This window comes from Sphingobium sp. R-21, assembly GCF_049913335.1.
In the GTDB taxonomy this organism is placed as follows: Bacteria; Pseudomonadota; Alphaproteobacteria; order Sphingomonadales; family Sphingomonadaceae; genus Sphingobium.
On record NZ_CP184374.1, the window covers coordinates 2,514,306 to 2,540,428 of the forward strand.

The 26,123-nt window shown below is 65.4% G+C and carries 29 protein-coding genes; 16 read left to right on the forward strand and 13 right to left on the reverse strand.

The features are described from left to right. Positions 1-153: 153 nt before the first annotated feature. On the forward strand, positions 154-1,527 hold the full coding sequence (locus ACN9MX_RS12035) for a glutamate--cysteine ligase (protein ID WP_363735718.1): 1,374 nt from the start codon (positions 154-156) through the stop codon (positions 1,525-1,527). An 85-nt stretch (positions 1,528-1,612) separates the two neighbouring features. Here the strand turns inward: ACN9MX_RS12035 and ACN9MX_RS12040 are convergent, their stop codons facing one another. The 3 genes from ACN9MX_RS12040 to ACN9MX_RS12050 form a co-directional block, all read right to left on the reverse strand. Next, complete coding sequence (locus ACN9MX_RS12040; RefSeq protein ID WP_363826716.1) at positions 1,613-2,908, reverse strand: methyltransferase family protein; 1,296 nt, start codon at positions 2,906-2,908, stop codon at positions 1,613-1,615. Positions 2,909-2,981: 73 nt separating this feature from the next. Beyond that, complete coding sequence (locus ACN9MX_RS12045; RefSeq protein ID WP_363735719.1) at positions 2,982-3,608, reverse strand: DUF1345 domain-containing protein; 627 nt, start codon at positions 3,606-3,608, stop codon at positions 2,982-2,984. 96 nt (positions 3,609-3,704) lie between these two features. Beyond that, entirely contained in the window at positions 3,705-4,280 is a 576-nt protein-coding gene (locus tag ACN9MX_RS12050) for a peptidase S14 (RefSeq protein ID WP_133653063.1), read from the reverse strand. Positions 4,281-4,419: 139 nt separating this feature from the next. Here ACN9MX_RS12050 and ruvA point away from each other — a divergent pair, with 139 nt between their 5' ends. The 3 genes from ruvA (at position 4,420) to ACN9MX_RS12065 (ending at position 8,168) form a co-directional block, all read left to right on the forward strand. Continuing rightward, on the forward strand, positions 4,420-5,028 hold the full coding sequence (ruvA, locus tag ACN9MX_RS12055; RefSeq protein WP_363826719.1) for a Holliday junction branch migration protein RuvA: 609 nt from the start codon (positions 4,420-4,422) through the stop codon (positions 5,026-5,028). Beyond that, complete coding sequence (gene ruvB / locus ACN9MX_RS12060) at positions 5,025-6,044, forward strand: Holliday junction branch migration DNA helicase RuvB (protein WP_133653065.1); 1,020 nt, start codon at positions 5,025-5,027, stop codon at positions 6,042-6,044. The genes ruvA and ruvB overlap by 4 nt, the downstream gene beginning before the upstream one ends. 255 nt (positions 6,045-6,299) lie before the next feature. Beyond that, the gene (locus tag ACN9MX_RS12065; RefSeq protein ID WP_363826722.1) at positions 6,300-8,168 is read left to right on the forward strand and encodes a PhoX family protein; all 1,869 of its coding nucleotides are present in this window, start codon (positions 6,300-6,302) and stop codon (positions 8,166-8,168) included. Positions 8,169-8,402: 234 nt separating this feature from the next. Here the strand turns inward: ACN9MX_RS12065 and rpmG are convergent, their stop codons facing one another. Next, positions 8,403-8,570, reverse strand: a complete 168-nt coding sequence (rpmG, locus tag ACN9MX_RS12070; protein ID WP_007687342.1) for a 50S ribosomal protein L33 — start codon at positions 8,568-8,570, stop codon at positions 8,403-8,405. A gap of 219 nt (positions 8,571-8,789) precedes the next feature. On the opposite strand from rpmG, the gene ACN9MX_RS12075 reads away from it, so the two are divergent. The 3 genes from ACN9MX_RS12075 (at position 8,790) to ACN9MX_RS12085 (ending at position 10,307) form a co-directional block, all read left to right on the forward strand. Continuing rightward, a complete protein-coding gene (locus ACN9MX_RS12075; RefSeq protein ID WP_133653067.1) occupies positions 8,790-9,122 on the forward strand; it encodes a hypothetical protein in 333 nt (110 codons plus the stop codon). Positions 9,123-9,130: 8 nt separating this feature from the next. Then, positions 9,131-9,697 (forward strand): TMEM165/GDT1 family protein, encoded by a 567-nt coding sequence (locus tag ACN9MX_RS12080; RefSeq protein WP_363826725.1) that lies wholly within the window; start codon positions 9,131-9,133, stop codon positions 9,695-9,697. A gap of 118 nt (positions 9,698-9,815) precedes the next feature. After that, positions 9,816-10,307, forward strand: coding sequence for a Dps family protein (locus ACN9MX_RS12085; RefSeq protein WP_133653069.1), 492 nt, complete (start codon positions 9,816-9,818; stop codon positions 10,305-10,307). A 45-nt stretch (positions 10,308-10,352) separates the two neighbouring features. Here the strand turns inward: ACN9MX_RS12085 and ACN9MX_RS12090 are convergent, their stop codons facing one another. The 5 genes from ACN9MX_RS12090 to ACN9MX_RS12110 all read right to left on the reverse strand — a co-directional run bounded on the left by ACN9MX_RS12090 (position 10,353) and on the right by ACN9MX_RS12110 (position 15,105). Then, positions 10,353-10,823 (reverse strand): GreA/GreB family elongation factor, encoded by a 471-nt coding sequence (locus ACN9MX_RS12090; protein ID WP_363753468.1) that lies wholly within the window; start codon positions 10,821-10,823, stop codon positions 10,353-10,355. Positions 10,824-10,938: 115 nt separating this feature from the next. After that, positions 10,939-12,762: a cobaltochelatase subunit CobT gene (gene cobT, locus ACN9MX_RS12095; protein WP_363826729.1), complete on the reverse strand. Its 1,824-nt coding sequence runs from the start codon at positions 12,760-12,762 to the stop codon at positions 10,939-10,941. A 103-nt stretch (positions 12,763-12,865) separates the two neighbouring features. Further along, a complete protein-coding gene (locus ACN9MX_RS12100) occupies positions 12,866-13,288 on the reverse strand; it encodes an OsmC family protein (RefSeq protein ID WP_133653072.1) in 423 nt (140 codons plus the stop codon). Positions 13,289-13,309: 21 nt separating this feature from the next. Next, entirely contained in the window at positions 13,310-14,317 is a 1,008-nt protein-coding gene (cobS, locus tag ACN9MX_RS12105) for a cobaltochelatase subunit CobS (RefSeq protein WP_133653073.1), read from the reverse strand. A gap of 170 nt (positions 14,318-14,487) precedes the next feature. After that, positions 14,488-15,105 (reverse strand): J domain-containing protein, encoded by a 618-nt coding sequence (locus tag ACN9MX_RS12110; protein WP_363826732.1) that lies wholly within the window; start codon positions 15,103-15,105, stop codon positions 14,488-14,490. Between the two features lie 44 nt (positions 15,106-15,149). On the opposite strand from ACN9MX_RS12110, the gene ACN9MX_RS12115 reads away from it, so the two are divergent. The 3 genes from ACN9MX_RS12115 (at position 15,150) to ACN9MX_RS12125 (ending at position 17,171) form a co-directional block, all read left to right on the forward strand. Then, positions 15,150-15,452 carry a BolA family protein gene (locus ACN9MX_RS12115; RefSeq protein ID WP_133653075.1) on the forward strand — a complete coding sequence of 101 codons (303 nt, stop codon included), beginning with the start codon at positions 15,150-15,152 and terminating at the stop codon, positions 15,450-15,452. 109 nt (positions 15,453-15,561) lie between these two features. Continuing rightward, positions 15,562-16,269 carry a glutathione S-transferase gene (locus tag ACN9MX_RS12120; RefSeq protein ID WP_363735751.1) on the forward strand — a complete coding sequence of 236 codons (708 nt, stop codon included), beginning with the start codon at positions 15,562-15,564 and terminating at the stop codon, positions 16,267-16,269. Next, positions 16,266-17,171 carry a pirin family protein gene (locus tag ACN9MX_RS12125; RefSeq protein WP_363735725.1) on the forward strand — a complete coding sequence of 302 codons (906 nt, stop codon included), beginning with the start codon at positions 16,266-16,268 and terminating at the stop codon, positions 17,169-17,171. Before ACN9MX_RS12120 ends, ACN9MX_RS12125 begins: the two co-directional genes overlap by 4 nt. Before the next feature lie 82 nt (positions 17,172-17,253). On the opposite strand, the gene ACN9MX_RS12130 is transcribed toward ACN9MX_RS12125, so the two are convergent. Further along, positions 17,254-18,096 carry an MJ0042-type zinc finger domain-containing protein gene (locus tag ACN9MX_RS12130; RefSeq protein WP_363826735.1) on the reverse strand — a complete coding sequence of 281 codons (843 nt, stop codon included), beginning with the start codon at positions 18,094-18,096 and terminating at the stop codon, positions 17,254-17,256. A 181-nt stretch (positions 18,097-18,277) separates the two neighbouring features. Here ACN9MX_RS12130 and ftsE point away from each other — a divergent pair, with 181 nt between their 5' ends. From ftsE to ACN9MX_RS12150, 4 genes are read left to right on the forward strand one after another with little or no spacing between them, the layout of a single operon-like run. Then, positions 18,278-18,988: a cell division ATP-binding protein FtsE gene (gene ftsE / locus ACN9MX_RS12135; RefSeq protein WP_363735727.1), complete on the forward strand. Its 711-nt coding sequence runs from the start codon at positions 18,278-18,280 to the stop codon at positions 18,986-18,988. Beyond that, complete coding sequence (locus tag ACN9MX_RS12140; RefSeq protein WP_363826738.1) at positions 18,988-19,902, forward strand: cell division protein FtsX; 915 nt, start codon at positions 18,988-18,990, stop codon at positions 19,900-19,902. Before ftsE ends, ACN9MX_RS12140 begins: the two co-directional genes overlap by 1 nt. Further along, positions 19,899-20,429 carry a YdcF family protein gene (locus tag ACN9MX_RS12145; protein ID WP_363735730.1) on the forward strand — a complete coding sequence of 177 codons (531 nt, stop codon included), beginning with the start codon at positions 19,899-19,901 and terminating at the stop codon, positions 20,427-20,429. The genes ACN9MX_RS12140 and ACN9MX_RS12145 overlap by 4 nt, the downstream gene beginning before the upstream one ends. 14 nt (positions 20,430-20,443) lie before the next feature. Continuing rightward, positions 20,444-21,139 carry a lysophospholipid acyltransferase family protein gene (locus tag ACN9MX_RS12150; protein WP_363826741.1) on the forward strand — a complete coding sequence of 232 codons (696 nt, stop codon included), beginning with the start codon at positions 20,444-20,446 and terminating at the stop codon, positions 21,137-21,139. 165 nt (positions 21,140-21,304) lie between these two features. Here the strand turns inward: ACN9MX_RS12150 and ACN9MX_RS12155 are convergent, their stop codons facing one another. The 3 genes from ACN9MX_RS12155 to ACN9MX_RS12165 form a co-directional block, all read right to left on the reverse strand. Then, entirely contained in the window at positions 21,305-22,210 is a 906-nt protein-coding gene (locus ACN9MX_RS12155) for a prephenate/arogenate dehydrogenase family protein (protein ID WP_363735732.1), read from the reverse strand. Further along, on the reverse strand, positions 22,210-23,307 hold the full coding sequence (hisC, locus tag ACN9MX_RS12160) for a histidinol-phosphate transaminase (protein ID WP_363826744.1): 1,098 nt from the start codon (positions 23,305-23,307) through the stop codon (positions 22,210-22,212). The genes ACN9MX_RS12155 and hisC overlap by 1 nt, the downstream gene beginning before the upstream one ends. Positions 23,308-23,370: 63 nt before the next feature. Then, a complete protein-coding gene (locus ACN9MX_RS12165) occupies positions 23,371-24,330 on the reverse strand; it encodes a 2-hydroxyacid dehydrogenase (RefSeq protein ID WP_363826747.1) in 960 nt (319 codons plus the stop codon). 57 nt (positions 24,331-24,387) lie between these two features. Here ACN9MX_RS12165 and metX point away from each other — a divergent pair, with 57 nt between their 5' ends. Both metX and metW read left to right on the forward strand, forming a co-directional pair. Next, positions 24,388-25,539: a homoserine O-acetyltransferase MetX gene (gene metX / locus ACN9MX_RS12170; RefSeq protein ID WP_363826750.1), complete on the forward strand. Its 1,152-nt coding sequence runs from the start codon at positions 24,388-24,390 to the stop codon at positions 25,537-25,539. Continuing rightward, complete coding sequence (metW, locus tag ACN9MX_RS12175; protein ID WP_133653087.1) at positions 25,536-26,123, forward strand: methionine biosynthesis protein MetW; 588 nt, start codon at positions 25,536-25,538, stop codon at positions 26,121-26,123. Before metX ends, metW begins: the two co-directional genes overlap by 4 nt.

Here is a 26,123-nt window from a genome sequence, read left to right on the forward strand (position 1 = left end):
TCCGCGGCCCGCCGGCTGGCACCGCAGCATCTCGTGCCGAGCGCTCAAATATGGTTTTCTTCCGCAACCCGATTGAAGCCGCCATCAACGCAGCTTATCTGAGCGCCGAAGGTTGCGCCTTTGACGCAACCGGGGGAAAGATTAAGGCGGGGCATGAGCACCAGAACCGACTCAGGGGAAAATGATCCCATCATTGAAAGCCGCGAACAGTTGATCGCGGCCTTCGCCAAGGGCGCCAAGCCGAAGGATCGCTGGCGCATCGGCACCGAGCATGAGAAATTCGTCTATGCGAGGCGGGATTATCACGCCCCCAGCTACGACGAGCGGGGCGGCATTCACACGCTGCTGATCGGCCTTACCCGCTATGGCTGGAACCCGGTGTTCGAGGGGGAGAATATCATCGCCCTTTCCGGCGCCGACGGCACCATCAGCCTGGAACCGGCCGGCCAGCTCGAACTGTCGGGCGCGCCGCTGGAAAATCTCCACCAGACCTGCGCGGAAACCAGCCGGCATCTGGAACAGGTGAAATATGTGGGCGACATGTTGGGCCTGGGTTTCCTGGGCCTTGGCATGTGGCCGGACAAGAGCCGCGAAGAACTGCCCATCATGCCCAAGGGCCGCTACGACATCATGCTGCGTCACATGCCGCGCGTGGGCAGCATGGGCCTGGACATGATGCTGCGCACCTGCACCATCCAGACCAACCTCGACTATGGCAGCGAGGCGGACATGGTGAAGAAGTTCCGCGTCTCCCTTGCGCTGCAGCCGCTGGCGACGGCGCTCTTCGCCAATTCGCCTTTCACGGAAGGCAAGCCCAACGGCTTCCTGTCCTATCGCAGCCATATCTGGTCGGACACCGACCCCGGCCGCACGGGCATGTTGCCCTTCGTGTTCGAGGACGGCTTCGGTTATGAGCGCTATGCCGACTATGCGCTCGATGTGCCGATGTATTTCGTCTATCGCGACGGCCGCTATATCGACGCGGCGGGCCAGAGCTTCCGCGATTTCCTGAAGGGCGAACTGCCCGCCCTGCCCGGCGAAAAGCCGACGGAGAAGGACTGGGAGGATCATCTGTCCACCGCCTTCCCGGAAGTGCGGATGAAGAGCTTCCTGGAAATGCGCGGCGCGGATGGCGGGCCGTGGAACCGTATCTGCGCGCTGCCGGCGCTATGGGTCGGGCTGCTCTATGACGAAGGCGCGCTGGACGCGGCCTGGGATCTGGTCAAGGGCTGGAGCATGGAGGAACGGCAGGTCCTGCGCGATTCCGTGCCCAAACTGGCCTTGGACGCGCCCATTGCGGGCAACCGCAAGCTGCGCGACATTGCCGCCGAAGCGCTGGACATCGCCCGCGCCGGCCTTTCCGCCCGCGCCCGGCTCAATGCGTCGGGCGACAATGAAAGCGGCTTCCTCGCCCCGCTGGACGAGATCGTGGCGTCGGGCCAGACCCACGCCGAACGGCTGCTCGCCCGCTATCATGGCGAGTGGAAGGGCGACCTCACCCGGATCTACGCTGAGGAAAGCTTCTGACGCTTCCTTCCTTCTCCCTGCGGGAGAAGGAAGGGTTGCCCCTCCGACAGGGCCGGTCAGCTATTGTGGATGAGATGGTCGGCCCTCATTCGGCGGGCTGCGCCAGCCCCATGGGCTTGCGCCCCACGATCCACGCGAAAAGGCGTGGCACGGCGCCGTTGCGCTCCATCCAGTCGCTATAGGCGCGATATTCCGGATCGGCGCCCAGATGCGCCTCCTCGGTCTTCGCCCGCCAATAATAGACCGCATTGGTCACGCCCAGCAGGGCACAATTGCGCACCACATCGGTCAGGTTGCCCGACAGGCTGAGGAAAGGCAGGGCGGAAAACCACCAGAAGAGGTTCTTCGCCAGATAGGCCGGATGGCGCGTCCAGCGATAGGGTCCGTGCGTCAGGATCCCGCGATGCGTCAGGTTGGAGAAGCGCAGTCCGAAGGCCACCGTCGCCCAGGCATAGATGGCGGTCAGCAGGACCAGCCACCCGCCCAACAGCCATTGCAGGGCCTCATGCCCGCGCGTCCAGACATCCCATTCGGCTCCGCCGGCGTGATAATCGAGCGGACCGCCATTGCCCATCAGCACAAAGGGCGGATAGCAGATCAGCGCCGCAACCCATCCCGCCAGCAGCGGATTGGCCGTCCGGATATGCGAATCCAGCGGCTTCATCGTCAGCATATAGCCCACCGTCGCCATGCAGACGTCGATCATGAACATGATGGCGATCAGGAAGCTCGCCAGGGCCACGGGATGGCTGAACGCATCCGCTGTCCGCCATTCGACCACGCTGGCGAAATTGCCCGGCACGATCGACAGCATGAAGGCGAGGAAAAAGCCCTTCACCGCCCAGGCGCGGGCATGATGGGCAACCTCCGCCCGGTCCGGCACGCCCGCGGCTCCGCCGATCACCCATTGGCCAAAGGCAAAGCTTGCGTCCTTCGGTTCGACCGTCCGCCGGTCCAGCCAGATCACATAGGGCACTGACGCCCCCAGCAGCCAGGGCGCCGCGCTCATCAGCAGGTTCATGGACATGCGATAATCGCCCGCCCAATACCAGCGCGCAATGCAATAGAATGATGCGATGACGAGCCAGGTCGCCCATAAACCGGCGATCTTGACGATGCTGACGTCCATCACCGCGCGCCAGGGCCGGGCGGGTGCGATCCAGTCGATCCCTGTCGATGCCCGGCGGTGGACCTTGTCGACCAGCAGCGACCACAGCACCATGGGAAGGCCGCACGCGACTACCGCGGCGAAGCCCGCATTCGGCCCATTCATCCCGTAATGGCGCGCCACCAATGTCCAGAGGCAGAGGCCGACCAGCCCGGCAATGCCCACGCCATGGCTGACGGCGGATTTCGGACAGGGATCGGCATTGTCGCTCATGCCGTGGCCCTAGCGAAAATAGGTAAACAACCCCCGAAGGCCGACCGGGCGAAGGGGGATCCGGCCGCCCCGATCAGCTCCCGCCCAACACATTGATGGTGAACGCCAATATGCCCAGGTTGAAGAGGAAGGCGGCCAGGCAATGGAACAGCGCCGTTTGCCTTATGCTTCCGCTTTTCACGGCGACGTCGGAAGTCTGGAATGTCATTCCCAATGTGAAGGCGAAATAGAGGAAATCCCAGTAGCTTGGTTCCTGCGTGTCCGGAAAATCAAGTCCGCCGCTGTCCCGGCCCTTTCCATCGCCCAGGTAGAAGATATGCGCATAATGCATCGCATAGACGAGGTTGGAGAAGAGCCAGGCCAGCGCCAGCGTCGCCAGCACCAGCGCAATCGCCCCCGCACTTGGCCCGCCATGCTGGCTGACCGCGACGCCGACGGCGACCAGGATCACCATCGACACGATTCCGGTCAGCAACAGCATCAATTGCCGATTGACGTCATTGTCCGCCGCTTTGCGCCGCATCGCGTCGGGATCGGCGTCCAGCAGCGGCCAGACCGACAGGATGAAGGCCAGCGCCGCCAGGTCAAAGCCCGCCATCACCGCCTCATGCCAGGGCAGCAGGAGGCCAAAGGGCGCCATGCTGGCCAGCAGGGCCAGGAACATGCCATAACGCCACGGGAAAATCTGCGGTCGGCTCATGCCGTGCATCAAAGGCGTAATCCCCGCCGCGCACAAGATGCTTTTGATACCGCATTTTACGCGTTGCCGACCGCAAAGGGTCAAGTTGACAATGCGCTAGATCACGGCCGCCACCAAACCCAGCGCCTGGGCCTCATTCGCTTCGAGATACCAGTTTTCCGGCGCGCGCTTCAGCAGTTCTTCCATCGAAACCTGCGATCCCAGGATCAGGTTCGCGAAACCTTCATTCTGGATCGCGATCGACGCCTCGATCTCATGCAATGTCGCCTTGAGCGACGCGATGCAGGTCGACAGCGGCCCTTCCAGATGGATGTCCCGCGTGATGATGCGCTCGTGGATCATCACGCGTGTTCCCCGCGCGAGATAGCGATTTTCCGCCGCGAAGAAGCCCATGAAGGTGGCGCCCGCCGAATAGACCGCCGTCTTGCCCAGGAACACCAGCCGCCGGTCCGGATAGAGATCGGAATGGAAGCGGACATCCTCCCCCATCATCCGTGCAATCTCGGGATCGCCGCCCAGGGTGGCGATCTCCACCACGACCAATCCCTGTTGCGGCGCGGACGACAGGCAGTTGCGGAAATGCAGGTACATGCCATGATCGACATAGCCTGACAGCATGATCGCGGGATATTCGAAATCCTTGGGGCCCAGCAACGGTGCCTGTATCGACATTAAAAACGGCTCCTTCTTCTGCCCTCGCCGGCTGCTCTACGCGCAGGCCGGCAAATGGTGCCCTGTTCCCCTCGGTTTTTAGCTGGCGCCCCGCTGGAGACGTCCCTAAAGAACAGATCATGACCAAAGGGCGGGGCGCATGATCGCTAAACTGAAAGGACGGCTGGACAGCACGGGCCTGGACCATGCCATCATCGACGTGGGCGGGGTCGGCTATCTGGTTGGCGCCTCGTCCCGCACGCTCTCCGCGCTGGGGCCTGTGGGCGAAGCGGTGACGATCCATACCGAAATGCTTGTGTCGGACGATGCCATCCGCCTGGTCGGTTTCGCCCGAGCCGAGGAACGCGACTGGTTCCGCCTGCTGACCGGCGTGCAGGGCGTGGGATCCCGCGTGGCGCTGGCCATATTGTCGGCCCTGGAACCGGCGGAGCTGCACCGCGCAGTGGCCACGGGCGACAAGGCGATGGTCGCGCGCGCCAATGGCGTCGGCCCCAAGCTTGCCCAGCGCATCGTCAATGAGTTGAAGGACAAGATCGGCGCCGTACCCGCACCAGCCGGCGCGGCCGGTGGCGGCTTTACGGCCCTGCCCACCGGCGGCCACGGCGCCGACGCGATTTCGGCGTTGCAGAATCTGGGTTTCAAACCCGCCGAAGCCAGCAGCGCCGTCGCCGCTGCCGAGGAGGAATTGGGTGAGGACGCGTCGCTGGATGCGCTGGTCCGCCTGGCGCTCCGGAAAGCGGCGAAATGAGCGAGGACCGCCTGATCTCCTCCACGCGCCGTGTCGAGGATGCGGATGCCGCGCTGCGTCCCAAGTCCTTGGGTGAATTTATCGGGCAGCAGGCGGCACGGGAAAATCTGCGCATCTTCATCGAAGCCGCCAGGGGACGGGGCGAAGCGCTGGACCATGTGCTCTTCTTCGGTCCCCCCGGCCTTGGCAAGACGACGCTGGCGCAGATCGTCGCCCGCGAAATGGGTGTGGGTTTCCGCGCGACATCAGGCCCGGTCATCGCCAAGTCAGGCGATCTCGCCGCGCTGCTCACCAATCTGGATGAGGGCGACGTCCTCTTCGTCGATGAGATTCACCGGCTCAACCCCGCGGTCGAGGAAGTGCTCTATCCTGCGATGGAGGACCGGGCGCTCGACCTGATGATCGGCGAGGGGCCGTCCGCCCGATCGGTGCGGATCGACCTGCCGCCCTTCACCCTGGTCGGTGCGACCACGCGGCAGGGCCTGTTGACGACACCCCTGCGCGACCGCTTCGGCATTCCGGTGCGGCTGCAATTCTATACAGTGGACGAACTGGAGCTGGTGGTGCGCCGCGCCGCGCGGCTGCTGGACCTGGCCATAACCCCGGACGGTGCGGTGGAGATCGCCCGGCGCTCGCGGGGCACGCCGCGCATCGCGGGGCGACTGCTGCGGCGGGTGCGCGACTTCGCGAATGTGGCGGCGGCAGCGGCCGTGGACGCCAAGGTGGCCGACGCCGCACTGACGCGGCTGGAGGTCGACTATCTCGGTCTCGACCTGATGGACCGCCGTTACCTGACCATGATCGCGGACATTTATCGCGGCGGCCCGGTGGGGGTCGAAACGCTGGCGGCCGGTCTTTCCGAAGCGCGCGACACGATCGAGGAAGTGATCGAACCCTATCTCATCCAGCTTGGCCTGATTGCCCGTACGGCGCGGGGTCGCTGCCTCAATGGTCCGGGCTGGAAGCATCTGGGCCTCAATCCCCCCTCCCATCTTCAGGATGGGCTGTTCGATTGAAATCGGCCGACGGCCGGACCGACCGGCCGCCGATCGCCAAATGATCCATACGCATATTCGCGGGAGGGCAGGCCATTCATCGCGGCGGCCCGTGGTCGGCTTCCCATCGATCGGCAATGTCACCGCCCGGTCATGCCGCTTTCACCGATCCGTCTCCTTTTTGCAGCCATGCCGTCATTTGCCTCTGCCATGCCCCGGTCGCCACCGGCGCGGCCTCCAGCCGACAGCCCGGATTATGCACAGGGGTATTCATCCATGTCTCATCTGACCGACGAGGCGCGCGCGGCCTTTCGCGATGCGCAGCCAAAGATCACCGCGGGCGAAGACAGCCTGGAATCGATCGTCGCCGCCAATCCGGCGCGCCGCACCGTGCTGAAGAACGGCCTGCTGGGCCTTTCCATGCTGCCGATGCTGGGCGCGCTGACGGCATGCGGCGACGACGAAGCCTCCGGCTCGCCCGCCCCCCTTCCCCCGCCGACCCCGGCGCCCAGCTATGCCATCGCCTTCGCGTCGGTCGCGATCAACAGCAACGACACGGTCACCGTTCCTGCCGGCTACACTGTCGATGTGTTGCTGAAGGCGGGCGATTCGGTGGAGCCTGGCACCCCCTATGCCCCCGGCAGCATCCCCGGCAGCGCGAGCCAGACCAATTTGTGGGCGGGCGGCAATCATGACGGCATGGAGTTTTTCGACCTGTCGGGCGTCGATCCCAACAGCGGCGGCCTGCTGGCGATCAACCATGAACTGCCGGATTACAATATCCTCTTCGCCAGCGGCACCTATAACGCCGCCACCGCCACCGCGGACCAGAAGGCGCTCGCCCTGTCGGCCGTCGGCGTTTCGGTGGTGGAAATCGCCAAGGGCACGGACGGCAAGTTCGCCGTCAAGGCGGGATCGCGCTTCAACAAGCGCTATAGCGGCAACACCGATTATCGCGTTGGCGGACCGGCTGCGGGCCTGCTGTCCTCGACCATTCGCGGTACGCTCAACAACTGTTCCTCGGGCCGCACGCCCTGGGGCACCTATCTGACCTGCGAAGAGACGACCAATAATTATCTGGATCCCACGCAGCCCAGCAACAATTACGGCTGGGTCGTGGAGATCGATCCCTATCAGGAACTGGCCGCGCCGACCAAGCGCACCGCCATGGGCCGATTCTCCCATGAGAACACCGCCTATCTGAATGACGCCAACAATCGCGTCGCCTTCTATATGGGCGACGATTCGACGCCGGGCTGCATCTACAAGTTCGTGCCCGATCGCGCCTACAGCACCAGCAATCGCGCATCGAACGTCGACCTGCTCGATTACGGCACGCTCTATGTGGCGCGCTTCAATGCGGACGGCACGGGGGAGTGGCGGGCGCTGGTGCAGGGCCAGAACGGCCTGGTCGCCAACGCCACCGATCCCGGCAACGTCAGCCAGTCGACCACGCCGCCCACCCCCACCACCGTCAGCTTCAACAGCACGGCCGATGTGCTCATCAACGCCCAGTCGGCCGCCCGCGTCGCCGGCGGTACGCTGATGGACCGGCCGGAATGGATCACGGTCGCGCCGAATCATCAGGCGATCTTCGTCACGCTGACCAACAACAGCGGTCGCCGCGTCACCGACAATCCCAATCCGCGCGTGACCAACCTGCACGGCCACATCCTGAAGTTCCGCGAAAATGGCGATTCACCGCTCGCAACCGGCTTCACCTGGGAAATTTTCCTGCTGGCGGGCAATCCCAACCTTGCCGAAGCGAATCTGAAGGGGAACATCAACGGCGATTATTTCTCCAGTCCCGATGGCCTTCGCATCGATCCGCAGGGCCGCCTGTGGGTTCAGACCGACCACAACCTCACGGGCAACGCCGGTACGTTGAACGGCACGGCGGTGAACATGACGCAGGCCTTTGGCAACAATTCGATGTACCATGTCGACCAGACCAGCAAGGCGTCCAAGCGCTTCCTGGTCGGTCCCACGGGCTGCGAGATCACCGGCATCGCCTATACGCCGGACCTTCGGAACTTCTTCATCAATATCCAGCATCCCACGGGCAACTGGCCGGTGTCGGGGCAGCAGCCGCGTTCCTCGACGATAGTGGTGCGCCGTACAGACGGTCAGCCGGTCGGAAACTGAGCCTTGGCGCCGGCCCGGCCCTGTTCGCCGGCAAGGGACGGCTTCCTGCGCTCCGGCGCCAGAAAGTCGTCCTTGCCGACCCCTCCCGGCCCTGCGGAGGATGGCAAGCCGACCTCGCCTTGAGCACGGCTGGGAAACAAGGAAAGGCCCGTTCCCTTAGGAACGGGCCTCTTCGTTCGGGCTATATACGCCGCGAATCCGAATGGTGTCAGGTGGCGTCAGCCACCTGCGCGATCACTTGATCTTGGCTTCCTTGAACTCGACATGCTTGCGCACGACGGGGTCATATTTCCGGAAGCTCAGCTTCTCGGTCTTGGTACGCGGATTCTTCTTGGTCACGTAGAAGAATCCGGTGTCAGCCGAGCTGACGAGGCGAATCTTGACGGTTGCTGGCTTGGCCATGGCCTTAGTCCCTGGTCGTGAATATCGTGAAAAAGAAGAGCGGCCCCAAATCTCTTGCGAGCAAGGGACCGCCCCGTTTCAGCGGTGCCCCATGAGGCAGATTCGGATCGGTGTCAAGGCTCGTGGCCGAAATGCGGCGGCCATGCTACACTTTACGCGGCCTTAACCGGCTCGGGTCTATCGGTGGAGTCGGAGTTACAGGACGGGGGAGTCTTCTCCATGCGACATGATCCGATGCTGGCCATTCTTGCCGATCTGCTGCGGCGGGTGGACGCGCTCGCGGGCGAACGGGGGCATATCTCCTTGGCGCGCCTGCGGGACGAGATTGACCGGATACGCCATATTGCCCGCGCCTTCCACCTCGACAATGTCGAAGGCCTGGCCGGCACATTGCAGTCGGCGCTGTCGCTGCAAGGCGCCGGGCCTGTCGTCATGTCCTATCTCGACCTGATGCGCGACGCGATCGCGGCCGAAATGCCCGATGCGGAGGTGATAGCGATGCCTGTCGCCGCCAGGCCGGCGGCGGGGCCTGGCACGCGGCTGACCGTCTGACCGGCTGAATGGATGCATTGCTGATCGCGCTGCTCGGCTGTCTGTTGGCCGAAACCGGCGACAAGGGGCAGTTGCTGGCCCTGGCCCTGGCCGAACGGTTCCAGCGCGATGGAGCGGTGATCGCGGGGATCGTGGCGGCGGCTTTCGCCAATGCGGCGATCGGCGCGGCGGCGGGCGCCTTTATCGCGCCGATGCTGGGGACGGACGGGCGGTTGCTGTTCCTGGCGCTGGCTTTGATCTTCCTGGCGGTCGGGATGTTCTGGCCGACGAAGCGGCCTGACCCCCTGGCGAACTGGCGGCTTGGGCCCTTTCTCACCAGTGCGCTTGGTCTCTTCATCCTCGGCTTCGGGGACGGCGCGCAATTCCTGATCCTGGGAATCGCCGTGCGCACCGCCGATCCGGTGCTGGCCGCAACGGGCGGGGCGATCGGCATCATCGCCGCGACTGTTCCCGTCCTCCTGCTGCGCGGCCCGGCGTTCGACGCGCTGCCGCTTCGCGCCATTCGGCTTGGCGGCGCCGTGCTGGTGCTGCTCGCGGGGATGGCGGCGGCGGTGTCGGCGCTGCACCTCGCCTGATCGACGGAATGCATCAGACTGAACGGCTTTTTTGGCGGAGTTCCCTGTTTTGTCATGGCACCATATCGGGCACAGATCATTATATGTCCGAAACCAAGTCCCTTAGCAGGAGCCAAGCATGACAGCCCCCGATCTCAAGACTCCGACAGATTTGCGCAGCAATGCCACGAAAACGGTCGCAGAGGCGCTGAACGGCGTGCTCGCGGACAGTTATGCGCTGTATTTCAAGACCAAGAATTTCCACTGGCACGTGTCCGGTCCCCATTTCCGCGACTATCATCTGATGTTCGACGAGCAGGCGACGCAGATCCTGGCCACCACCGATCTGATCGCCGAACGCGTGCGCAAGACCGGGAACACGACGCTGCGTTCCATAGGCGACATTTCGCGTCACCAGTCCCTTGCCGACAATGACGCCGATTATGTCAGCCCCGGCGACATGCTGAACGAGTTGCGGGAGGACAATCTGAAGCTGGTGGAGGCCCTGCGCGCCGCCAAGGCCGCAGCCACCGAAGCGGGCGACAATGCGACGGAAGGCATTATCGACGATTGGACGGACGAGGCGGAGGAACGCGCCTGGTTCCTGTTCGAGGCCGGCCGCAACGCCTGATGGAACAAAGCCCTCCAGCCGCGACTGGAGGGCTTTTTCGTTGGATCAATCCTCGATGATCGGCTCTATCGCCACGATGGTGAGCGCAGCGGCCCTTCCACCGAAATCCACGCTCTCGCCACCCTCCGCATCCATCATCGCGCGGGCGAGCGGCGCGGAAAAGGCGATGCGCCCTTCGGCGGGATCCGCTTCATCATCGCCGACGATGCAGATCTGCCTTTCCTTGCCGTTCAAGCTGTAGGTCACGCGGCTGCCGAAGGCGACCGCCTCCCCGTCCGGGATCGGCCGCACCTCCGCGGTGGCAAGCCGGGTCCGCCAGTATCGCAACTCGCGCTTCAGCTTCTTGGCCTCATCTTCGGCCATGCCATCCATTTCCACCGCCTCCAGCGCTTCCACCTTCTCCCGCGTCAGCCGCAGGCCGCGCGCCGTCACCCAATTGGGACCGGGCGGCAGCGGAAGTTCGAAAGTGGGCTCCAGATGCTCCTCGTCACTCTCGCGACGAAAGGCGACACTCATTGCACTCTCCTGTCAAAACGCCTGTCCGCGCCATCACGAGGTCGAAACCGGCGCTCTTCTTTTCAAGGGGAAGGTCCGGGTTGCGACAGCGCCAAAGCCCGGACAAGCAGGGCTTCTAATCGTCGAACAGCGCCGCGAGCTGTTCCACCATGGTGCCGCCAAGCTGTTCGGCATCCATGATGGTCACTGCGCGGCGATAATAGCGGGTCACGTCATGGCCGATGCCGATCGCCACGAGCTGAACGGGCGAGCGGTTCTCGATCCATTCGATCACCTGCCGCAAATGGCGTTCCAGATAGGTGCCGCTGTTCACCGACAGGGTGGAATCATCGACAGGCGCGCCGTCGGAGATCACCATCAATATGCGGCGTTCCTCGTTCCGCGCCAGCAGCCGGCCATGCGCCCAGAGCAGCGCCTCGCCGTCGATATTCTCCTTGAGCAACCCCTCCCGCATCATCAGGCCGAGATTCTTGCGCGCCCGGCGCCAGGGTTCGTCCGCCTTCTTGTAGATGATGTGGCGCAGGTCGTTCAAACGCCCCGGCATCGGGGGACGTCCGGCCGCCAGCCAGTCCTCCCGGCTCTGCCCGCCCTTCCAGGCGCGGGTGGTGAAGCCCAGTATCTCCGTCTTCACGCCGCAGCGTTCCAGCGTGCGCGCCATGATATCGGCGCTGATCGCGGCGATGGAAATCGGCCGGCCGCGCATGGACCCGGAATTGTCGATCAGCAGCGTGACGACGGTATCGCGGAACTCGATATCCCGCTCGATCTTGTAGGACAGCGATCGTGTCGGATCGATCACGATCCGCGCCAGCCGCGCCGCGTCGAGCAGCCCCTCTTCCTGGTCGAAGTCCCAGCTCCGCGACTGCTGCGCCATCAGCCGGCGCTGCAGCCGATTGGCCAGTTTCGTCACCGCGCCCTGCAGGCTGACGAGCTGCTGGTCCAGGAAGCCGCGCAGGCGCAGCAATTCATCCTCGTCGCACAGGTCCGTTGCGGTCACCACCTCGTCATGCAGCAGTGTATAAGCCTTGTAGTCGAAGCCCGGCGGCAGGTCGCCCATCGGCCGGTTCGAGCGAACAGGCATCATGCCGTCCTCGCCCATATCCTCCGCGCCATCCTCGCTGCCGGGATCGAACTGATCGCTATATTCGGTTTCGCCGTTCTGGCTTTCCCCGCCCTGATCCTCGGCGCGCGTCTCGGCAAAGGCGTCGCTGTCGCCGGCCTCGTCCTCGCCGCTGTCGCTCTCGTCCTGTTGCTGCTCCTCGTCCTCGCCCTCGTCCGGCGTCTCGGAATCATCAGTCTCGGGCGGCATGTCTTCGTCGACAAGCGCGAGATGCTCCAGCATGGCGGTGGTCAGCTTCTGGAAGGCGCGCTGGTCGTCAATGGCCATGGCCAAAGCGTCGAGATCAGCGCCCGCCTTTTCCTCGATCCACTGGTCGATCATCGCCAGGCCCGCCTGCACGTCCCTGGGCGTGGCCTGTCCGGTCAGCCGTTCGCGCACCTTGAGCGCCAGCGCCGTCGACAGGGGCACTTCCTCGGACGAACGTGCCCGCCGGATCGGGTCGGATTTCAGGCGCAGGTCCAGCGCATGGTTCAGGTTCGCCCGAACCCCTTCCATCGCCCGCGAACCGATCGCCTCGACCCGCGCCTGCTCCACCGCATCATAGACGGCCCGCGCGGTCGCGTCGGCGGGCGCGGCCGCGTTGTGGATCCGGGCATTGTGATGCCGCAGCCGCAGCGCATTGGCGTCGGCAAAGCCCCGCGCCAGCGCCACCTGATCAGCGGGAAGGTTGCGTCCAGGAGTCGGCACCTTGATCGCCTTGCCCGCCATATGAGGCGTGTCGGCGGTGAAGCTGACCTCCACCTCCGCGTCGCGCGCAATCGATCGCGCTGCGCCGGACAGCACATCCTTGAAGGCGTCGAGGAGCGAACGGTCGGTCATGTGTCCAGCAGCATCCCGCCCGACGCAGGGTGAAGGCAACCGTTCAGGCAGCGATGCCCTTCATCCCGCGGGGCACGGAGCGCGTTCGTACGGGCGGCGGCGTTCATGGCCGCTCGCCCTCTCCGACATAGGGCACCGCGATGGTCTCGATCTCAGTCTCCACCTCGCTCATCAGCTTGTGCAAAGGGCATTTCGCGGCCACGGCGATCAGCCTGTCATGCTGGTCGGCGGTGAGCGGACCGGACAGGGCGATGCGCGTGGTCAGCCTGTAGACGCCCTCCCGTTCCCGGCTTGCGTCGCGCACCACGCCGACGTGGATGTCCTCCACCGGAATGCCGTTGCGTTGCGCATACCAGAGCATGGTCATCGCCTTGCAGGCGCCCAGCGCCGAATCATACAGGTCATGCGGGTCGGGTCCGGCGTCATGGCCGTCGGGCGCCGACATGTCCGCGATCAGCTCATGGCCGCGGATGCTGATCCGGTGGGCGGTGCCGCCCGATGGATCGATCCGTTCGACGACGATCATGGCTCGTTCCTCCCTGCGCGCTCAGGCCGCCCGGTGGGCGACGCTTTCGGGCAGGTCCTTGCCGAAGACGCGCTGATAATATTCGGCCACCAGCGGCCGCTCCGCCTCATCGCATTTGTTGAGGAAGGACAGGCGGAAGGCGAAGCCGATATTCTTGAAGATCAGGGCGTTCTGCGCCCAGCTTATCACAGTGCGCGGCGACATGACGGTCGAGATGTCGCCGTTGATGAAGCCCTGGCGGGTCAGCTCCGCCACCTTGATCATGTTCTCGACTTCCTTGCGGCCGCCCTCATGGTCATATTCGCCGGACTTGGCCAGCACCACCTGCGCCTCGGTCGCGGCGGGCAGGTAGTTGAGCGCCACGACCAGGTTCCAACGGTCCATCTGGCCCTGGTTGATCTGCTGCGTGCCGTGATAAAGGCCGGTCGTGTCGCCCAGACCCACGGTATTGGCGGTCGCGAACAGGCGGAACCAGGGATTGGGCCGGATGACGCGATTCTGGTCGAGCAGCGTCATCTTGCCGTCGGTTTCCAGCACGCGCTGGATCACGAACATCACGTCCGGACGGCCGGCGTCATATTCGTCGAACACCAGCGCGACCGGCCGTTGCAGGGCCCAGGGGAGCAGCCCTTCGCGAAATTCGGTGACTTGCTGCCCTTCCTTCAGGACGATGGCGTCGCGCCCGACCAGGTCGATGCGGCTGATATGCGCGTCCAGATTGATGCGGATGCACGGCCAGCGCAGCCGCGCCGCGACCTGCTCGATATGGCTGGACTTGCCGGTGCCGTGATAGCCCTGCACCATCACGCGACGGTTATAGGCAAAGCCCGCCAGGATCGCGAGCGTGGTATCCGGATCGAACACATAGGCGGGGTCGAGATCGGGCACCCGCTCATCGGCTTCCGAAAAGGCGGGTATCTTCATGTCGACATCGATGCCGAACACTTCGCGCGCATCCACTTCGCGGTCGGGCGATGCCAACAGCGTTTCGGCGCGGGTATCGGGTTGGACGTTCGGGATGTCGGTCATCTTCTAATCTCTTTGAACGGTCTGGTCGGCACAGCCCTAGCCATAGGGGACGGGCATGTCGATAGAGTGGGGCTTTAGCAGGCCGGGATCAAGCAGCCCATTCGGCCAAATTGGCCCCCTGCCCGATCAGCGCCGGCGGGGGGAGGGGACGATGGGCTGTGCGACGCGGCTCAGGCAAAGGCCTCCGCCTTGCGCAGGAGCTGATAGGCCTCGATCACCCCCTGCAGCGATGCCTCATGGCTGCGGTCGCCACCATTATGGTCGGGATGAAAGCGCCGCAGCAATTCGGTATAGCGCTGCCGCAGCGCCCTGCGGTCGGCATCGATGGGCAGCCCCATCACCTCCAGCGCCTTGCGGTCGTCCCGCGACAGGAACTTGCCGTCCTGCCGCATCTGGCTGTCGGCCCGGGCCTTCGCCACCCGCTCCCTGAACTTGGCGCCGATGGCGTCCAGCGGATCCTGGAAGTCCGACCATCGGGGCGGCGGGCTGGCAGCGTTGGAGGAAAAGGCCCGGGTTTCCCTTTCCCATCCCGCATAGGGGCGCTGGGCGGCGGCGATCTCCTCCGGGCTCATGCCGGTGAAGAAATTATAGCCCTGGTTGAATTCCCGCACATGGTCGAGGCACAGCCAGCGCCAGCGCGGGCCTTCCTCGTGCGACCGGCCTCCCTCCACGGGGGGCGCGCGAAATTCCCCCGGTTCATCGCAGCCGGGCGCCGCACAGGGGCGGTCGCTTTCCACGCGGCCATGGAAACGGTTGAAACGTCGGGTCGAGAAGGAATCGCCAGCCAAGATTGTCCTGATGCAACGGGGAGCAAAGGGCCTATATAGGGGCGATGACCGAGATTCTGAAAGACCCCTCCACGCCGCAAGGACCAGTGGCCACCGAAATCGAAGCCCGGCTGCAGGCCGCCCTCAATCCCGAACGGCTCGCCGTGATCGACGACAGCGAGAAGCATCGCGGGCACGCCGGGCATGATGGATCGGGGGAAAGCCACTTCACCGTGGAGATCGTTTCCGACCGCTTCACTGGCCAGAACCGCGTGGCCCGCCAGCGGCTGGTCAATGCCGCGCTGGCCGATCTGCTGCGCGAAAAGGTTCATGCCCTGGCGATCAAGGCGCGCGCGCCGGGCGAATGACACCATGGCGCCTCTCGCGCGTTGTGCGGCCGTTCCCAAAGCGATTTCCGGCCGGATGAACCTCTGACCGCCGGCATTTCGTGAGAGCAAGGGGCTGGAGGCGCGACGTATGGCCTATGATTTCTGGTACTGGTCCACCATAGCGGGCCGCGGCGAGTTCGTGCGGCTGACGCTGGAGGCGTGCGGCATTGCCTATCGCGACTGCGCCCGCATCGATGGGGACGGCGCGATGATGGCCGATATGGAACGCCATGACGCCGGTCCGGCCTTCGCCCCGCCCTATCTGGTCGCGGATGGCCGCACCGTGGCGCAAACCGCCAACATCCTCTTTTACCTGGCCGAGCGGCATGAATGCGGCCCCGAAGGTCTCAGGCCCCGCTATTGGCTGGCGCAGGTGCAGCTTACCGTCATGGACATGGTGGCGGAGGCGCATGACGTGCACCATCCGCTCGGCCCCGGCCTCTATTATGAGGAACAGAAGGCCGAAGCGCTTCGCGCCGCCCATGGCTTTCGCGCCAGCCGCATCCCCAAATTCCTCACCTATTTCGAACATGCGCTGAGCGCCGAGCCCGGTGACTGGCTGGCTGCCCGGCGCTGGAGCTATGCCGATCTGTCGCTGTTCCATCTGGTCGCCGGGCTGCGCCATGCCTTTCCGTTGCGCATGGCGACGCTGATGCCGTCCTTTCCGCGCCTTGCCGATCTGCATGACCGGGTTGCGGCGCTGCCCGAATTGCAGGACTATCTGGCGAGCGAACGGCGCCTGCCGTTCACTAATGAAGATATCTTCCGCCATTATCCCGAACTGGACGCAGCATGATCCCGACCGATCCGATCATACAGACGATCACGCCCACCACCCATAATCTGGGCGATTTCCGCGTCCATCGCTCCCTGCCGGTCAAGGATCGCACCATGGTCGGCCCCTTCATCTTCTTCGACCAGGCCGGACCGGCCCGGATAGAGGCGGGACAGGGCGTGGATGTTCGCCCGCACCCGCACATCAACCTGGCCACCGTCACCTACATGTATGAGGGCAGCTTCCTCCATCGCGATTCCCTGGGCACGGAGCAGCTGATCGAGCCGGGCGCGGTCAACCTGATGACGGCGGGCAAGGGCATCGTCCACAGCGAGCGGTCGCCGGACGAGGATCGCGCGAAGCTGTCGAAACTGTCCGCCATCCAGACCTGGCTGGCGCTTCCCGACCGTTATGAGGAAATGGACCCGGCCTTCGAACATGTCGGCGAGGGCGGCTTGCCCGTCATCGATGGCGCCGGGGCGCGGGCGCGCGTGATCATGGGCAGCCTGTGGGGCGCCACCTCGCCCGTGACCACCTATGCCAGCACCATCTATGCCGATATCCAGCTCTCTCCTGGCGGTTCGGTCCCGATCGACGCCGCTGCGGAGGAGCGGGCCATCTATGTTTCGGGCGGCGATGCGGCGCTGGACGGAGTCATGCTCCAGCCGCAGATGCTCTACGTCCTGCGGCCTGGCATCCGCGCGACATTGATGAGCGTCGACGGCGGCCGGGTGGTGCTGTGCGGCGGCGAGGCGTTCCGGACGCCGCGCCATGTCTGGTGGAATTTCGTGGCATCCTCGACCGATCGCCTGATGCAGGCGCGGGAGGATTGGGAAGCCATGCGCTTCCCGCTGATCCCCGGCGACGATCAGGAATTCATCCCGATTCCGCAGGGAAGGCCGAAGACGGTGAGCTATCCCTGAACGGCGACTTGGCCCGATAATGCGCGGCTTGCTTCTACCATGGCAGGAGCAAGCCGTGCCTGGATAGCGGCTTTTCTGCCCGTTACTGGACGAAAGTCAGCGACAGATTTTCGGCATTTTTCGGAATGTCGATCCGGCTTTCGTTGATCGACGCTTCTTCGCCCGGTTTCAGCCGGGTCCGGTCCGCCTTGGTGGTCCAACTGAACACCAGCCGGTTCTGCCGGTCGCGCAATTGCACCAGCACTGGCGGCACCGGCAGAACCTGCTTGCCGCTGTTCACGATCCGGGCGCCAAAGGCGAAATATTCCTCTCCGGTGGGCAGCTTGCGCCGCTCGGCGGGCTTGGAGAGATAGAAGAGCAGGTCCGGATCGCCTTCCTCCGGCACCAGGCCCAGATTGACCGCCCAGCCAGGCGTGCCGAAATACCACAGCGCGCCGCCCGCCGCGCCGACGGCCAGGCAGAAGGCGATCGCCGCATAGGTCCAGATCTTCAGCCGGTTGCGCCGCGGCTTCGTGGCGGCGGGCACAGGTTCGGCCCAGTCGTCATGCGCTTCCGCCTGGGCGCGGCCATAGACATCGTCAAACCGGTAATCCGGCCTGGTTTCCTCTGGCGCGGCGGCGAGCGGCTCGGGCTCCTCGGCCGCTGCGACGGCCTCGACCGCTGGAGCTGAGGGTTCCTCGACAGGTGGAGGTGGCGGAGGAGGTGCTGGCGGGGGCGGCGGAGGAGGTGGTGGTGCGGGACGAGGAGGCGGCGCAGCTTCCGCTATGCCTGCCGTCGCCATCGCTTCTTCCCGTGGAGCGAGCGCGGCGCCTTCCTGGAACCAGCTATGCTTGCAGGCGGCGCAGCGAACCTGGCGGCCGTTCGGGCCGACGGCGCTGTCCGGCACGATATAGCGCGTGGCGCAATTGGGACACACCAGGATCATGTTGCTTCATAGGCACGAGTTGGATTCGAGGGCAAGCGGCTTCAAACATGCCGTCTCCATCGTGCGCGACTCGCGGGAACAGGCTGGCTCGCCTTCCGGATGGGCTTTACGGCCGCCCGTCCACTGTGCCATGGCTATATGCTCGGGGAAGCAGGGAGCGCGCGGGCGCCGAAATTGACGCATGTCGGCCATTGTCCAGTTCGAAAATGTCGGCCTGCGCTATGGTCTGGATAGCGAGACGCTGTCCGACGTCAGCTTCTCCCTGGCCGGCGGCGGTTTCTACTTCCTGACCGGCGCGTCGGGCGCGGGCAAGACATCGCTGCTGAAGCTCCTCTACCTCGCCCAGCGGCCCAGCCGTGGCGTCATCCGTCTGTTCGGCGAGGATGTGGTGACGCTGCCCCGCAAGCGCCTGCCGGGGTTCCGCCGCCGCATTGGCGTGGTGTTCCAGGATTTCCGGCTGGTCCCGCATCTGTCCGTATACGACAATATCGCCCTGCCGCTACGCGTTGCCGGCATGGAAGAGAGCGAGATCGACCTGCCCGTCAGCGAAATGCTGAACTGGGTGGGCCTGGGCGATCGCGGCCAGGCGCGCCCCGCCACCCTCTCAGGTGGCGAGCAGCAGCGCGTCGCCATCGCCCGCGCGGTGATCGGCCGCCCGGAGATATTGGTGGCGGATGAGCCGACCGGCAACGTCGACGCCGACATGGCCCGCCGCCTCATGACCCTGTTCGAAGCGCTCAACCGGCTCGGCACCACCATCGTCGTCGCCACGCACGACCTGCCGCTCATCGCTCAGGTGGGAAGCGCGCAGATGATGAAGCTGGACAAGGGCCGCCTGTCCGACCCGACCGGATCGCTGCGCTACCCGCCCCGGCCGCAGGTGGCCGGCTGATGGCGTCCACCGGCACTCTGGGCAATCGTCGGGCCGCCGCCGCCGCGCGCCATCGGCTGCTGCCGGAGGGGCGGGTGGCTGGCCCCATGCCCTGGATCATCGCCATCATGATGTTCCTGACGGTGCTGTCGGCGGCCGCCGGTCTTGGCCTGGGCGCGGCGGTGAAGGCGATGGGCGCCGACCTCGCCGGCCGCGCGACGGTGCAGATCGTGGAAGCCAATGCCGAACAGCGCGAACGCCTCAGTGCGGGCATTGCCGCCGCACTGCGCAAGGACGCGACCGTCCGCACCGTCCGTCCGGTCCCGCCCGCCGCGCTGGCAGAGCAGATTCGCCCCTGGCTGGGGCAGGATGCGGCAAGCGGCGACCTGCCGATACCGGCGCTGATCGACATCGAACTCACGCCGGGCCAGGCGGACGCGAAGGTGGAGCGCCTTCGCCGCCAGCTCCACAACCTGTCGCCCAAGGCCCGCATCGAACCCCATGCCGCTTTCCTCGCGCCGCTCGCGGGCCTGCTTTCCGCGCTGGGCTGGCTGGCGGCGGGCATCGTCGTGCTGATGACGCTGGCGACCGGCGCTGTGGTCGTCCTTGCCGCGCGCGCCGCGCATGACAGCCATCGCGGCACCATCGACGTCCTGCACCTCATGGGCGCGACCGATGTGCAGATCGCCCGGCTGTTTCAGCGCCGTATCGGACTGGACGCGCTGTTCGGCGGCGCGCTCGGCTTTACATGCGCATTGCTGGTGATCCTGCTGCTCGGCGCGCGGCTGCTGGCTACCGGATCGGAACTGTTGAGCGCCGTCCAGCTACCCTGGACCAGCTGGGCCGTACTGGCCGCTATACCCATGGGTTGCGTGCTGCTGGCGCGGATCGCGGCGCGCTGGACAGTGCTGCGGTCGTTGGGGCGGCTGCTGTGATCGTCCGCTTCATCGCCGTCACCCTGCTGGGGTGGATGCTGGGCTTTGCCTGGTTCGCGATCTTCCTGCCGCAGCCGCTGGACGGTCGCCAGACCGATGCGATCGTCGTGCTCACCGGCGGGGCCGGGCGCATCAATCGCGGCCTTTCGCTGCTTCAGGACGGCGCGGCCAAGCGGATGCTGATCTCCGGCGTCGATCGCTCGGTCCGCCCGGTGGAACTGGCTGCGCAATATAAGGTGCCTGAACGCCTCTTTTCCTGTTGCATCACGCTTGGCCGCGAAGCCATCGACACGCGTTCCAATGCCATAGAGACCGCGCACTGGCTGGAGCGGCGGGATTTCAAGACGGTGCGCCTCATCACCACCGACTGGCACATGCGACGTTCCGCGCTTGAACTGCGGCAGGCGTTGCCGGAACGGGTCACGCTCGTCTACGACGCCGTGCCCAGCCGCCCCAGCCTCACCATGCTGGCGCGGGAATATAATAAATATCTGCTTCGCCGGGCGGCGGCGCTCATCGGTATCTGAATGGCTTACCCGGAATGCTGACCGCGCTGCGCTCCCTTGCCTTCATGCTGATCTTCTATCCGGGATCGCTGCTGTTCGTCCTTGCGGCGATGGCGTCCAACCTGGTCGCTCCGCGCTCGATTCCTCGGGTCGCGACTGCGTGGAGCCGCTTTCATCGCCGTTGCGCATACTGGCTGCTCGGGCAGAAGGTGCGGGTCGAAGGAAGGCTGGAGAACGGTCCCTATCTCTATATCGTCAAGCATGAATCGATGTTCGAGACGATCGACCTGCTTTGCCTGCTGGATCGTCCCGCCATCGCTGCGAAGCGCGAACTGTTCGACATTCCGCTCTGGGGCGGCATCGCCCGGCGCTACGGCCTGATCCCCATCGAACGCACCGCCGGGGCCAGCGCGCTGCGCGCCCTGCGCGCCGCGGCCAGGGCTGCCACGGGGGAGGGCCGGGCCGTCTGCCTCTTTCCGGAGGGCACCCGTGTGCCTCATGGCGAAAGCCCACCGCTGCGCGCTGGTTTTGCCGGGCTCTATGCGCTGCTCGGCCTGCCGGTGGTACCCGTCGCGGTGGACAGCGGCCGCGTCTCGCCGCGCGGCAAGTTCATGAAGCGCGCAGGGACCATAACCTACAGGGTGGGCGAGATCGTTCCCCCCGGCCTCGACCGGCGCGAGGCGGAAGCCCTGGTACATGCGGCGATCAATGCGTTGAACAGGCCGTCATAACCTGCCGTGCCCCTGCGAAGGCAGGAGCCAAGTTCACAGGTTGCGCGGAACACGCTGCTGCATTTAGAGCGATTTCCAAGCGATCGGAACCGATCGCTGGTTAAGAAATCGCGGAAAACAAGGAATCCAGAGCGGCGATCTGATTTAATCAGATCGAAACCCGCTCTAATGACGCCGCCCGAAATCGGGTTTGGGATCGTCCTGCCCCTGCTCGATGATCGACCGCCGGATCGCGCGCGTGCGGGTGAACAGGTTGAACAGCGCATCCCCGTCATTCCAGCGGATCGCCCGCTGCAAGGCCGACAAATCCTCCGAAAAACGCTGGAGCATTTCCAGCACCGCATCCTTGTTCGCCAGGAACACGTCGCGCCACATGGTCGGATCCGATGCGGCGATACGCGTGAAGTCGCGAAAACCGCCAGCGGAATATTTGATGACCTCCGACTGGGTCACGTCCTCCAGATCGCTGGCCGTGCCGACGATGGTATAGGCGATGAGGTGCGGCAAATGGCTGGTCACCGCCAGCACCAGATCATGATGCGCCGGGTCCATCGTCTCCACGTCGGCACCGACGCGCCGCCACAGTTCGGACACCCGCTCCACCGCCACTGGATCGGCGTCGGCAGGTGGCGTCACGATGCACCAGCGGCCCTGGAACAGCGAGGCAAAGCCCGCCTCTGGCCCGCTATTCTCGGTCCCCGCCACGGGATGCGCGGGGACCACCCTGCGCCCGGGCAGCGCCGCATTCAACTGCGCCAGCACGTCGGCCTTGCAGGAACCGACATCGCTGATGATCGCATCGGCAGGCAGGTCTTCGGCAATTTCCGCCGCCGCCGCGCCCATGGCCCGGACCGGCACGCACAGCACGACCAGATCGGCGTCCGTCACCGAAGCGCCGGCGGTATCGGTGACGTCGTCGGCCAGATCGATGGCCCGCGCAATCTCCCGCACGCCTGCATCGGCATCATAGCCGGTCACGCGCACGGTCGGCATGGTTTCGCGGATCGCCCGCGCCAGCGACGAGCCGATCAGCCCCAGCCCGATGATCGTGACCCGCGCGAAGGGCAGCATCAGGCGGTTTCCGCCATGGCGCGCAGCCTGTCCGCAACCCTGCGCATCTGATCCTCGGAGCCGATGGTGATGCGCAGGCCGTTGGGCAGCCCCTGTCCAGGCAGCCAGCGGGTGGCGAAGCCTTCGTCCCAAAGCCCCTTCATCGCCGCCTCGGCCGTCAGCCGTCCATCGAACAGGATCAGCAGGAAATTCGCCTTGCTGGGCACGGCGCGCAGCCCATGGTTGGACAGCGAGGCCACTTCCGCCGCCAGCCATTCGCGCCATTTCCGGTTGTGCACCCGGCTCGCCTCGATCCAGGCCGTGTCCTGGATCGCCGCCACCGCCGCGGCCTGCCCCGCCGTCGTCACGTTGAACGGCGCCCGGATGCGATGCAGCACGTCGATCACCTCGGCGCTGGCATAGCCCCAGCCGATGCGTTCGGCCGCCAGGCCATGAATTTTCGAGAAGGTGCGCGTCACGAACACATTGGATGCGGTCCTGGCCAGTTCCAGCCCGCCATCATCCTCCTCGGCATCCAGATATTCGGCATAGGCCTGATCCAGCACGAACAATATGTCGGGCCGCAGGCTGGCGTGCAGTCGCGCAATCTCCTCCCGCGACGTCATGGTCCCGGTGGGATTGTTGGGATTGGCGAGGAAGACGACCTTGGTCTTTTCCGTCACCGCCGCGAGCAGCGCGTCCACGTCGGTCGCATAGTCGGCATCCGCTGCGATGACGGGCGTCGCCCCGACGCGCCGCGCGGCGATGTCGTACACCGAAAAACCATAGCGGACGTACAGGATCTCATCCCCCGGCCCGGCATAGGCGCTGGCCGCGATGTGCAGCAGCTCGTCCGATCCGGTGCCGTAAATCACGCGCACGGGGTCCAGTCCATGCGCCGCCGCGATCGCCTCGCGCAGCCCGGTTGCGGCCGGATCGGGATAGGTCGCCAGATCCGCCGTCGCCGCGACCATCGCGGCTCGCGCCGCTTCCCCGGTGCCCAAGGGATTCTCATTGGCCGACAGCTTCGCCAGCGGGCGTCCGTCATCGGCGGCCGACTTGCCGGGGACATAGGGCGAAATGCCAAGGATCCAGTCTTTGGGGGCGGGCTTTGTCATGCGCCGCGCTTTAGCGTCATCGAGGCGAAACGCAAAGCGCTTGGATGTCCCTTCCGCGCCGCTTTATACGACCGGGGTCAGCAGGGGCTCGCCGGCCGCCCAGGCGTCCAGATTGGCCAGCACCAGGTCGGCCATCGCCTTGCGCGTCTCGACCGTCGCGCTGCCCTGATGCGGTTGCAGCACCACATGATCCATGGCGAACAGGGCCTCCGGCACATGCGGCTCGTCCGCGAACACGTCGAGACCCGCTCCCGCGATCCGCCTTTCCGCCAGCGCCGCCACCAGCGCACCCTCATCGATCACGCTGCCCCGGCTGATATTGACGATCACGCCCTCCGGTCCCAGCGCGTTCAGCATAGCCGCGCCCACCAGCCCTTGCGCTTCCGGCCCGCCCGATGTCGCGACGATGATCACGTCGCTCTGCCGCGCAAGGTCGAGCGGATCGGCCACATAGCGATAGCGGCTGTCCGCTGCCGCCCGCCGATTGTGATACAGGATTTCCCCGGCCACCGGCTCCAGCCGCCGGGCGATGGCCCGCCCGATCCGCCCCAGCCCGAGAATTCCGATCCTCCGCCCCGTCAACCGCCCGGCAAGCGGAGGCCTGTTGCCCCGCGCCCAATCTCCGGCCCGCACCATCCGGTCATTGGCCGCGATGTTGCGCACCGTCGCGTAGAGCAGGCCCACCGCCAGGTCGGCCACGTCATCGGTCAGCACGTCCGGCGTATTGGTGACGCGGATGCCCCCGGCCCGCGCATGATCGATATCGACCTTGTCATAGCCCACCGAAAACAGCCCGATCATCTCCAGCTTCGGCAGCGCGTCCATGATCGCGGCGGAGGCGCCGACCGATCCGAAGGATACCAGCGCCCGCGCCTCCCGCACCTGCGGGGGCAACGTGGCGGGATCGGCATTCGCGGGAAGGGCGTGGACCGCGAAACGCCGCGCCAGCGCATCGTCCAGATAGGGATAGAGCGGGCCATAGGTGACGATGGGGATGGCGGGACGGTCGGTCATTCCGGTCATCTAGGCGAAGGAAGGGCCGATTGACAGAGCCCGGCCCCGGTCCTAGCCCGAACGGATATGGCCAGCGCGTCCCTTCCCGATGACAACCGTTTCGGCCTGCGGCGGCAGGCGCGCCTGCCCGGCCCGCTGCGGCTGGACAGCGGCGCGGCGCTGGGCCCGGTGGACATCGCCTATGAAACCTATGGGCGGATGAATGCGGACCGGTCCAACGTCATCCTCATCTGCCACGCGCTGACCGGCGACCAATATGTCGCGTCGGAACATCCCGTCACGGGCAAGCCCGGCTGGTGGTGGCGGCTGGTGGGGGAGGGGAAGCCCGTCGATCCCGCCCGTCATTTCATCGTCTGCGCCAATGTGATCGGCAGTTGCATGGGGTCCAGCGGGCCGGCCAGCGTGGATCCCGTCACCGGCGATCCCTATGCGATGCGCTTTCCGGTGATCACCATAGCGGACATGGTCCGCGCCCAGGCGATGTTGCTCGATCATCTGGGCGTCGACCGGCTCCATGCCGTCATTGGCGGCTCGATGGGGGGCATGCAGGCGCTGAGTTGGCCCACCCTCTGTCCGGACCGCGTGGAAAGCTGCATCGTCATCGCCTCCACGGCGCGGCACAGCGCCCAGAACATCGCCTTTCACGAAGTCGGCCGGCAGGCGATCATGGCCGACCCCCACTGGCGCGGCGGCGATTATTATGCGGGCGGTTTGATCCCCAGCGCAGGGCTGGCGGTGGCGCGCATGGCGGCGCACATCACCTATCTTTCCGAAGCTGGCCTTACCGAGAAATTCGGACGGCGTTTGCAGGGGCGCCCGGAAAACCCGAACGGGGCCAAGACCTTCGGCTTCGATGCCGATTTCCAGGTGGAATCCTATCTCCGGCATCAGGGATTGAGCTTCGTCGAGCGGTTCGACGCCAACAGCTATCTCTACATCACCCGGGCCATGGACTATTATGACATAGCGGAGGATCATGGCGGCAGCCTCGCCAGGGCCTTTGCCCCATCCAGGGCGCGTTTCTGCCTGGTCAGCTTCGATACGGACTGGCTCTATCCCACGGCGGAATCCCGCCTGATCGTCCACGCCCTCAACGCCGGCGGCGCGCAGGCCAGCTTCGTCGAACTCTCCAGTCCCTTCGGCCATGACGCCTTCCTGCTGGAATGCCCGGAACTGAACCGTGTGGTGGACGGCTTCCTGAAGGGCGGCCGGGCATGAGCCTGCGCCCCGACCTTGCCCTGATCGCCCGCACTGTCACCCCTGGCGCCAGGGTACTGGACGTGGGCTGTGGCGACGGCGCGTTGATGGCGGCGCTGCGCGACACCAAGCAGGTCGATGCCCGGGGCCTGGAAATCGATCCGCACAATGTCGCCGCAGCCGTCGGCCGGGGCCTGTCGGTCGTTCAGGGGGATGCCGACACCGACCTTGCCTATTATCCCGAAGCGAGCTTCGACTATGCGATCCTCAGCCAGACGCTGCAGACCACCCGCCGCCCGGACCGGGTGGTGGAGGAACTGCTGCGCATCGGCAGGCAGGCCTTTGTTTCCTTCCCCAATTTCGCCCATTGGCGCGGCCGGCTGTCGCTGTTCTGGGGCGGCCGCATGCCGGTGACGCGCCTGCTGCCCGACACATGGTATGACACGCTCAACATCCACCATGTCACGGTCGATGATTTCCGCGCCCTGGTAAAGGATCGCGGCTGGTCGATAGACGGCCAATGGTTTCTGAAAGGGGATCGTGAGACCACCCATGCCAATGCCAATCTGTTGGCGGAGCATGCCGTGTTCCTGCTGAGGCGTTGA